The sequence below is a fragment of the Psychroflexus aestuariivivens genome (assembly GCF_004010055.1).
In the GTDB taxonomy this organism is placed as follows: Bacteria; Bacteroidota; Bacteroidia; order Flavobacteriales; family Flavobacteriaceae; genus Psychroflexus; species Psychroflexus aestuariivivens.
On record NZ_RQVT01000033.1, the window covers coordinates 1 to 4,340 of the forward strand.

Here is a 4,340-nt window from a genome sequence, read left to right on the forward strand (position 1 = left end):
CTGAAAAATAAGGTTCGTGCTTATTTGGTCGCCACTGAAATATACACTGAACGTTGTACACAAGCTAAAAAAACCAACCGCACGTTCAAGCACATTTCATTTTGCTCGTACCTCACAAAATAAAAAGAGCTTTCACTTCCCCACCGCCACCAAAAAAATAATTCACTGACTTGATGTAAAATTCGCAAATTTGTATTAGATTTGCTAAAAATAGGTCAAATCCTAAATTGATAAAATCGTAAAAATGGCAAGTTTTGGACATTTCATAAAAACCGAAAGGGAAAAAAGAGAATGGACTCAAACTGAATTTGGAGCTAAAATCGGAATAAATTCGAGTGCAATCAGTAGAATTGAAAACGGAACTCAAAAATTTAGTAAGTCAAAACTCATATCGTTATCAAAGTTGTTTAATCTCGACTTGCAAAACGTAACTGATTTGTTTTTTGCTGACAAATTTGCACGAGAAGCTTTTAAATACAAATGTTCTGAATCAATTTTTAGTGTTGCAGAAGACACAGCTAACTATTTAAGAAACACTAATACCAAACAAGGAAAATTAAATTTTGAGAATGAGTAAAAAAAATACCGTTATAGACCTATTTTGTGGCTGTGGAGGATTATCACAAGGTTTTATTGATGCAGGATATAAAATATCATTAGGTATAGATAAGTGGAAAGATGCCATAGAAACATTTAACTTTAATCATAAAGATTCTAAAGGGATTGTTGCTGATTTACTTGAACTGAATCCACTTACTGTTTCAGAAAATGAAAATATTGATGAAGTGGACGTAATAATTGGCGGTCCACCTTGTCAAGGTTTCTCAATTGCGGGAAAAAGAATAATAGAAGATGAAAGAAATCAACTCTACAAAACATTTGTAAATTTCGTAGAACATTTTAAACCTAAAGCTTTTCTAATGGAAAATGTACCTAACATTATGTCTATGGGAAAAGGAGCAATTAAAAGTCAAATAATAACTGATTTTGGAAATCTTGGATATAAAGTATCACATAAAGTAATGTTGGCATCCGATTATGGAGTTCCTCAAAATAGAAAAAGAGCTTTTTTTATAGGTTTAAAAAGTGGTTCAGAATTTAAGTTTCCAATTCCAACAACACCAAATAATAAAGTAACTTCGGAAGAAGCTATTTCAGATTTGACCGAACATACAATTAATGATGGAACACCTTATATAAATAAGCATAAAAGTCCATTTCAAAAACAAATGCGAAATGGAAATAAGTTTATTTTCAATCATCAAATTACCGAGCATAAAGAAAAAACAGTTGAAATAATTGCAATGGTTCCAGATGGAGGTAATTATAAAAGTTTGCCAAAAGAACTACACGAAACAAGAAAGGTCAATATTGCTTGGACAAGACTTAACAGCCAAAAACCGAGTTTTACAATCGACACAGGTCATAGACATCATTTTCACTATGAGTTTAATCGAGTTCCAACAGTAAGAGAAAGTGCAAGAATACAATCATTTCCTGACGATTTTATATTCAAATCCAGTAAAACCAGTCAATATAAACAGGTTGGAAATGCAGTACCACCCATTTTGGCAAAGGTTTTAGCAGAAACAATCGAAAATTACTTATGAGTTTAGTTAAATCATATCAAATTCCTGATGAATATTTCTTTAGACTTCATCACGTAAGACCTCGTTTTAAAAATGATGTTGAAGAAGTACTATTATATGTTTCAACTTCTATTTCTGAAATGGAAGTACTACCTAAACAGGAGTTCAAGGAAAGCCTCAACCAAGTTCTATTTGGCTTTAAAAATAATGCTTCTTCAACTCAAAAAACAATAGACAATTGGAGAACTGAAATATCTGCTTTATTTGCATTTATTCAAGAAAGAGATGGTTTAACAAGACCTAGTTTAAGTGCAATTAGATTGTCAAATAATCAATATTTAGATGAGTTTTTCAACTATTTTTTGTTTTCATTTCAATATCCAGGAGGACATATAAAATCTCAAAATGTAATTAAACAAATTGATGCAGGTGTAAACTTTAAACCTTGCAATTTCATTTTACAACTTTTAATTGAGGGAGAAAAATTAATTGGAAAACCATTCAGTTTTACTGCAGAAGAATTAACCCAATGTGCATATTTTGATTTAAGGGTAACAAGAGATGGAAGGCATCCAAGAGATGTTGCCGAAATGATACTAAAACATAGAGCTGAAAAGGTATCATACAATCATAAATATGAACAACTAAAAAATCCTAATACAGGTAAATATCCTTCAAAAGGAGATTTACACAGATACGCAGGAGATATTTTAGATTATATGGTTTTAGCCAATCTATTAAATGACAAAGGAACAGGCTATTATTATTACTTGAACGATGAAAATAAAGATGCTATTAATTATCATTTAAAAAATTCCGAATGGTATTCGGGTTATGATAAATTCTATAACAAGGAAGAAATCACTAATCCCGAAATAGCTGATTTAGAACAGGATTGGTTCTCTTATGTTAATAGCTTTGATAATATAGAAGCTTTTGCACCTTCATTGAGTGCATCTGAATCCGAAAGTATTTCAAGTATTATTCAAGAATATTATTCTCGAATTAAAGGAGATAAAACAGTACCTACAAAAATAATTGGAGATTATGGAGAAAGCTTAATACTTGCTCACGAGTATTTAAGAACAAAGGAAACAAAAAGGCAACATTTAATAAATAAAATCCCGACACCTTTAGGAGTTGGTTATGATATTCAAAGTGTTGAAATAGAAAAAAGGAAAAGATATATTGAAGTCAAGACAACTAAATCACGGAAGGCATTAAAAAACAATAGATTTAAACTTACACCTAATGAATGGGACACCGCAGACACGATAGGTAATAATTATTTCATTTATTATTTAGTTGCAAATGATAGCGGAAAAAATGTTTTTATTATTCAAAATCCAGTTGAACAATATAAACAAGGTAATTTAAAAGTAGACAAGAATTTAGTTGTTGAATTTTTTCAAAACGCAGGACAATGGCAAACATTATTAGAAATACAAAACTAAAAGCAATATCGTTATTTAGTGGTTGTGGAGGTATGGATTTAGGCATAGAAGGAAACTTTAAGTTTCTGAACAAAACTTATAACTCTTTACCTTTTGAAGTTGTTTATGCGGTGGATAATGACCCATATGCAACTAAAATATACAACAGTAATTTTAAGCATCAATGTGAAACTAAAGATATCAGAGATTTGGAAATTGAAAAGCTTCCAGAACACGACATTCTTTTAGGAGGTTTTCCTTGTCAATCTTTTTCAATAAGTGCTCAAAATCCACCACGACTTGGATATAAAGATGACCGTGGAAAACTGTTCTTTGAAATGGTTAATATTCTTAAAGTAAAGCAACCAAGATTTTTCATTGCAGAAAATGTCAAAGGATTACTTTCTGCAAACAAGAAAAAAGCTTTCCCAATGATTGTAAAGGAATTTGAAAAAGCAGGATACTACATCAAACATCAATTATTTAATGCATCTGAATACGGAATACCTCAAAAACGAGAGCGTGTTTTTATAATTGGATTTAAAAACTATAAAGACTACGTTTATTTCGAATTTCCAAAACCAACAACGCTGAATGGTTCGAAAGTTAAATTAAAAGAAGTAATTGACTTAAAAGCAAATAAAGACGAGAAATGGTTTTTTAGCGAAAGAGCTGTACAAGGAATGATGCGAGTTAGAGAGAAAATGAACAAAGGACGTGACCAAGACCCTGAACAACCTTGTAATACTATTAGTTCACATTTAGCAAAAGTTAGTTTAAATAGCACAGACCCAGTTCTAAAAATAAAAGGTAGATACAGGAGATTTACACCAAGAGAAGCTTCAAATATTCAATCTTTTCCAGAAGAATTTATTTTAGATTGTGTTTCAGATAATCGACAGTATCGAGCAATTGGAAACGCTGTACCGCCAGTATTAATGTGGCATATTTCTAATTCGTTAAGCAATCTTCTGAAAAAGGAAAAAATTGCTGAAAAAGCCAACGCTAAAAGCCATACACATTTGCAATTCGCACCAGCCAACACTAAATCAAAAATTGCAAAAGAGTATGTCTTTGCCAACGCTGAAAAACAAGCTGAAGAAAAAAAGCCAGTGTACAACAGCGCATAACAAAAATGGCGAGATTTGGTGCTGAAACGAGAGTTTTGTGTATTTTTAGAAACTTAAAGTTTAACCGAAAAGTTTGCGCATTTTAAGTCGCCACTTATGTTATGCGCGGACCGTTGTACAGCATTTACAAATTTCTATTTTTTGATAGTTTTCGCTTTTAAAAAGCCATTTTTTGATTAGAAAATCTG

The 4,340-nt window shown here is 31.3% G+C and carries 4 protein-coding genes; all 4 read left to right on the forward strand.

Going from position 1 to position 4,340, the window contains the following annotated elements; translation table 11 throughout:
* Window positions 1-244: 244 nt before the first annotated feature.
* The 4 genes from EIG86_RS06190 to dcm are packed head-to-tail and all read left to right on the forward strand — an operon-like array spanning window position 245 to window position 4,152.
* Window positions 245-577 carry a helix-turn-helix domain-containing protein gene (locus EIG86_RS06190; RefSeq protein ID WP_127845297.1) on the forward strand — a complete coding sequence of 111 codons (333 nt, stop codon included), beginning with the start codon at window positions 245-247 and terminating at the stop codon, window positions 575-577.
* The gene (locus EIG86_RS06195; protein WP_127845298.1) at window positions 570-1,610 is read left to right on the forward strand and encodes a DNA cytosine methyltransferase; all 1,041 of its coding nucleotides are present in this window, start codon (window positions 570-572) and stop codon (window positions 1,608-1,610) included. Before EIG86_RS06190 ends, EIG86_RS06195 begins: the two co-directional genes overlap by 8 nt.
* Window positions 1,607-3,043: a protein NO VEIN domain-containing protein gene (locus tag EIG86_RS06200; protein WP_127845299.1), complete on the forward strand. Its 1,437-nt coding sequence runs from the start codon at window positions 1,607-1,609 to the stop codon at window positions 3,041-3,043. The genes EIG86_RS06195 and EIG86_RS06200 overlap by 4 nt, the downstream gene beginning before the upstream one ends.
* Complete coding sequence (gene dcm / locus EIG86_RS06205) at window positions 3,013-4,152, forward strand: DNA cytosine methyltransferase (protein WP_127845300.1); 1,140 nt, start codon at window positions 3,013-3,015, stop codon at window positions 4,150-4,152. The genes EIG86_RS06200 and dcm overlap by 31 nt, the downstream gene beginning before the upstream one ends.
* Window positions 4,153-4,340 lie beyond the last annotated feature (188 nt).